The organism is Algibacter sp. (genome assembly GCF_049667265.1).
Classification (GTDB): domain Bacteria; phylum Bacteroidota; class Bacteroidia; order Flavobacteriales; family Flavobacteriaceae; genus Algibacter_B.
The window spans coordinates 1-2,476 of sequence record NZ_JBATHX010000391.1; the positions used below are offsets into that span (position 1 = coordinate 1).

Sequence of the window (2,476 nt, forward strand, 5' to 3'; positions counted from 1 at the left end):
AAACTTTTCATTAAATTCACCTTCACCAGAACTATTAATAGAGGTGTTATTTGTTAAATCTCGGTTTATTGATTTTCGTTCGTCTGGGTAAGTTCGAAGCCCAAAACCAAATTGACTAAACAGATTGAATTTTTCGGTGCGTTTGTTTATACTAAATCCAAAACTATTGCTGTTTGGCACACCAAAATTTAAAGTAGCAGAACCGTTTATACCTCGTTTTTCAGATTTTTTAATTATAATATTGATAATTCCAGAAGTTCCTTCAGCATCGTATTTTGCAGATGGGTTGGTTATGACTTCTACTTGTTCAATCATATCGGCAGTTATGCTTCCTAAGGCATTCCCATCGGCACTAGCAAGAACAGAAGGTTTCCCGTTAATAAGTATTTGCACACCTTGGCTTCCTCTTAAACTTATGACGCCTTCAATACTTACATTTACAGACGGAATATTGTTTAATACCTCTAAGGAACTTGCGCCTGTAGAACTTAAATCTAAACCTACATTAAAAACGCGTTTATCAAGTTTAAATTCCGTTTGAGATTTTTCAGCACGAATAACAACTTCATCCAAAGCTTGATTGTCTTCCAACAAGGATATGGTATTTAAGTTAATCGTGTTTTTTATGATTTCAAAATCGGTTATTGTTTTCGTTTCAAAACCCATAAAACTTACTTCAAAATAGAAATTAGTTTCATTTGTTTTAAATGTAAATAAACCATCTGGAGATGTTATGGTTCCTGTGAAAGGTTTTTTTGAAACGTTATCAATTAAAGATATGGTGGCATATTCAATTGGAAGTTGGTTAATACTTTCAATAACTTTACCTGAAATAACAACCGGTGTGTTTTGAGCAGAAACTAAATGAAAACCTAAGCAAATAAGTATTATGATTACAACCTTTTTATGCATGATTTAATGGTTAACAAATTAGATTTTAATTTTGCTATAAACTTAAGGTAAAATAATACGAAAGTTTTAATTTTAAAATTAAAATTTCGTTAAAACTTGAATGGAAATTCTAAGCGAATAACTTGTGATTCGTAATAATAATTACTTTTTGTTTTTCGGTTTACTCGCTTTTGCTGAAGGATTAAATGCTAAACATAAATCTAACCAATACGATAAATCAACGTCATTATCAAAACCATCAGGTGTAACAAAAATATAGCCTTTCATTGGTCTTCCTGTAAAATCCATAGGTAAACATTCAGCCTTGTTGAGTTCTTTCTCATAGGCATTCAAACCAATTCTAGCCATAAGTAAACTATCGCCATAATTTTTATCTATATGAATGCCACACAGCATTTTATTATCGACTTTAAAACATAGGCCACCCATCATTTTTAGTTCGGAAAAAGCAGTTCGTTTTTCTTTTAATTGTTGACGAATTCTGTCGGCTAAATATTCATCGTAGGCCATGGTAATAAGTTTTTAATTTATCAATAGTGTTTCGAATTAAATTATATACAAAATGATTGGTTTTTGCATAATGAAACGAGATAAAGCAAACTACAATCATAAAAATAATAGCACCAAAAATGGCTGTTGAAGGCTCTAAAGATTTACTTAAAAAACGCTTTAATCCAAAACCAGTAAAACTGCCATAAAGTATAACAAAATGAATAACATAAATGGATAATGTTTTTTCACCAATTCGACCAATGATTGATTGTTTTAAAAAGTTCTCCAAACTATAAAATACGCCAAATAAAATAAGCACATTACCAAGTCGTGTAAAAAGATAATTGTAGTTGGCACTCATTTTTAATAATTCGATGTTTGTAAAACTATATAGGTTTAATAATAACCAAGAAGAAAAATATATAAGAAACCATCCAACTACAAAAAAAGTAATAACAGTTGCGATTTTGAAGCGGTCGCGATGCACATGCCTAAAAAATACCGTAGAAATAAAGGCGCCAAAGGCTGAGTAGCCAAACCATGGTAAAATGGTAAAAACGGAACCGTTGGTTGTGGTCATGTAATTTGCAATAAATTTCGGGATATTATCTAAGGTTATATTTCTATAGAGTGGTTCGGTTATAAAACATAAACACCCAATAGAGAACAGAACTATCGAATAAATGTAACTGTGATTTTTGAAAATACTGTGCAACCCAACTAAGAAAATTAAGGATAAGCCAATACATTGTAAAACATCAATCACTAATATGTAAGGATTGAAATAGCCATCCAACCAATGCACAATATTAACGCGCAAACTATACCCGATAATAAGTAACAAAAGGCCTCTAATTAACCCTTTTTTTAATCTAGGTTTATCATTTCCTTTGGCATAAGCACGAAGCAGTAAATAAGCAAAAACTAAGCCTGAAATAGTAAAAAATGTAGGTGCCGTAATCCCTCTAAAATAGTACCAAATATTATAAGCAGTATTTGTGTTATCTCTATAAGCAGGCGATAATAAAGTATCTATAAAATGCCCTTGAAGCATCATTAAAATAGCAAATGC

At 31.1% G+C, this 2,476-nt stretch carries 3 protein-coding genes; all 3 read right to left on the bottom strand.

The window, feature by feature from the left end; genetic code table 11:
* On the bottom strand, positions 1–912 hold a 912-nt coding region (locus WBN21_RS13515; protein ID WP_424201141.1), incomplete at its 3' end, for a TonB-dependent receptor.
* A 141-nt stretch (positions 913–1,053) separates the two neighbouring features.
* Positions 1,054–1,422 carry a TfoX/Sxy family protein gene (locus WBN21_RS13520; protein WP_424201143.1) on the bottom strand — a complete coding sequence of 123 codons (369 nt, stop codon included), beginning with the start codon at positions 1,420–1,422 and terminating at the stop codon, positions 1,054–1,056.
* Positions 1,409–2,476: heparan-alpha-glucosaminide N-acetyltransferase domain-containing protein (locus tag WBN21_RS13525; protein ID WP_424201145.1), on the bottom strand; the 1,068-nt coding region annotated here is incomplete at its 5' end. The genes WBN21_RS13525 and WBN21_RS13520, both read right to left, overlap by 14 nt.